The sequence below is a fragment of the Sphingobacterium sp. IITKGP-BTPF85 genome (genome assembly GCF_001006065.1).
Classification (GTDB): Bacteria; Bacteroidota; Bacteroidia; order Sphingobacteriales; family Sphingobacteriaceae; genus Sphingobacterium; species Sphingobacterium anhuiense.
This window is the reverse complement of sequence record NZ_ASZT02000269.1, coordinates 1-2,347: the sequence shown is the minus strand read 5'-3', so window position 1 is coordinate 2,347 and position 2,347 is coordinate 1. Positions and strand designations below refer to the sequence as shown.

General features: G+C 32.5%; 2 protein-coding genes and 1 pseudogene. 2 read left to right on the top strand and 1 reads right to left on the bottom strand.

Going from position 1 to position 2,347, the window contains the following annotated elements; genetic code table 11:
* Positions 1 to 27: 27 nt before the first annotated feature.
* Together L950_RS36080 and L950_RS24950 are read left to right on the top strand one after the other, a co-directional pair.
* A pseudogene (locus L950_RS36080) lies at positions 28 to 135 on the top strand (DUF2310 family Zn-ribbon-containing protein); the annotation flags it as partial.
* Positions 136 to 597: 462 nt separating this feature from the next.
* On the top strand, positions 598 to 1,227 hold the full coding sequence (locus L950_RS24950) for a hypothetical protein (protein WP_156169869.1): 630 nt from the start codon (positions 598 to 600) through the stop codon (positions 1,225 to 1,227).
* A 274-nt stretch (positions 1,228 to 1,501) separates the two neighbouring features.
* Here the strand turns inward: L950_RS24950 and L950_RS24945 are convergent, their stop codons facing one another.
* Positions 1,502 to 1,951 (bottom strand): nuclear transport factor 2 family protein, encoded by a 450-nt coding sequence (locus L950_RS24945; protein ID WP_021190167.1) that lies wholly within the window; start codon positions 1,949 to 1,951, stop codon positions 1,502 to 1,504.
* Positions 1,952 to 2,347: the final 396 nt, after the last annotated feature.

Here is a 2,347-nt window from a genome sequence, read left to right as displayed (position 1 = left end):
CGACTAAGTTAGCAACTCCATAGACTCTGCCCAAATTGTAAGAAAAAATGGACCTTAAAAACACAATTACATAATCTTTATGATTTCAAATGTGATAATTGTAGAATCATATCAACAATATCTACAAATACATAAATAATCCAGGACATGCTCTTCATAAACTGTATAATACTAGTTCATTGACAGCTAAAATGTATCAATCAGACCGGACAACTAATCATTTTGATGTTACTTTTTTAACGTTTTTGTAACACGTCAATAAAATACGTTAAATTTCATGCGTTTTTATAACACGTCAATACAATTTATAATCTCAATTATGAATAATCTCTTTATTATTGATTTCTAAATTATTGTATTAAAAAATAGGATGAGGACATTAATTTCATTATCTTAATAAATGAAATATAATATTATAGACTTATAATAGCTTTGCTACATATGATATTGACCAATTATACGCCTTTTCTTAAAAACTTATTAAAATACATTTCAATATTACTTTTTTGGGGTTGTCCTTTACTCTGTTTTTCTCAATATAAACTTAAGGATACCACGAAATTTGTAACAAATAATTTGCCGGCTTATGTATACAGGTTGGACCAGTATAAATATAAAAATATACCGATTATTGATAGAAAATCAATTGTAAGTACTCTGTTGCGAGAATATTACATTGATGAATTGGTCTCAGGAAATGAGACCTTAAGTAAGGATCGCTATTATGCATTGAGCCACCATCTTTCAGCCAAAACATTTAATTCGCTAAACAATCGCGATAGATTTAACTACTGTATGATGACACAAGAATACTATATGCAAAATTGTGGAAGTCTTGGTCGATTTAAATCAACAGGAATATACGGTGCTTTTTATCGATCAGATTTACCTTTAGAGTATTGGAGCGATAGACAATTACAATTTTTACATAAGAATAGAAAAGAAATCATTGGTTACGTGGATCAAATGTGGTCCGATTTAAAATTTATTGGTGATAACACAAAAGATCTATTGGTAGAATTGATCATGTGGGAGGAGATCCCCAAAATATTGCAACAAATAGAATTATCTCCTCAAGATAATAGCTTATACTCAGTATTAGTTCAGATTATGATGCGTGCAAAATTCACGATATTGAAGCTTCAAAAATATATGAACAACTGTATGGCCCTGAGTCTTATATTGCTAGTCAGATCGCAGGTACAGAGGAAAACAGGACAGCAATAGTTGACATGGCAAAAAAATGTTATGCTGAATTGGATGTGATCCCAAATTATAATGTCCCGATATATGTTAGGCAGTCAAGACCATCTTACTCCTCTGACGGGCTTAAGGAGGAATTGGTTACAAGAAAAAAGGATTGGCCACTAAAAAAAGTACAAACTCCTATATTTAAAATTAAATTATAACTTATTGAAATCACTCTTTATATCAAAAACAGATACTCTAAAAAGCCACATCTCACGAGGTGGCTTCTAGTTAATATATGGATTAAACTTGATTACTTATAAGAATTGATCGATTGAGATACTTTCCAATTACCGCCGTCATTGACTAAAGTCACAAGATCTGTTTTGGTAAAACCTTCAAACTGCATCGTTACTTTGGCGATCATATAGTCTGCTGACTCCTGTACGATGGTAGTTCTGGTTTTACAGTTTAATTGCTCTCCTTTTTGTTTTTTCAAGAAGGAGATAACTTCCGAACGGCTATTGGTTTTATCTTCTGATGCCTGAACTTTTTGACTGAAGTCTGCTGTAAACAATTGCTCTACTCCTGCCGATTGTCCTTCTGTCATAACCGCAACGTAATGGTCAATGGCCAAATCTGCTGTGGATACGTTAACTACTGCTTTTTTAGGGTTTGATACCTCTGGTTTGCCTGCTGCCATAGTGAATGTTGATACTGCGATCAAGGCTGCTGCTGCGAATGTTTTTGCTAAAGTTTTCATAATGTCTTTATGTTATATTGTTAGTTTTATCTTATTTTTGATTCAAAGTAGGGTGTTAATCGTCCCAACCCTATGGCAATTAGACTAAACCAACTAAAAACTCGGTGAATGAAGGAAATAGATACGTGAAATTATTTTAAACTTTTTTGAACTATTCTATTTGACAGGTGTTCTTATTATACAAAGCGATAACAAACATACTTCAGCAGGAAAGTGGATAACGATAAATGACGTAGTACAGTAAATAAATCCAATTGCTTTAAAACAATCTGGATGACGAAACAAAAAAGAGGAAACGATAAGAAACATAAAAATTACTGTGCAGTTAAACGCCAAGATAAAGGGTCTAATGAGAATTAGGCCCTTTTGATGTATTGGAGTTGCTACATTTGAGTG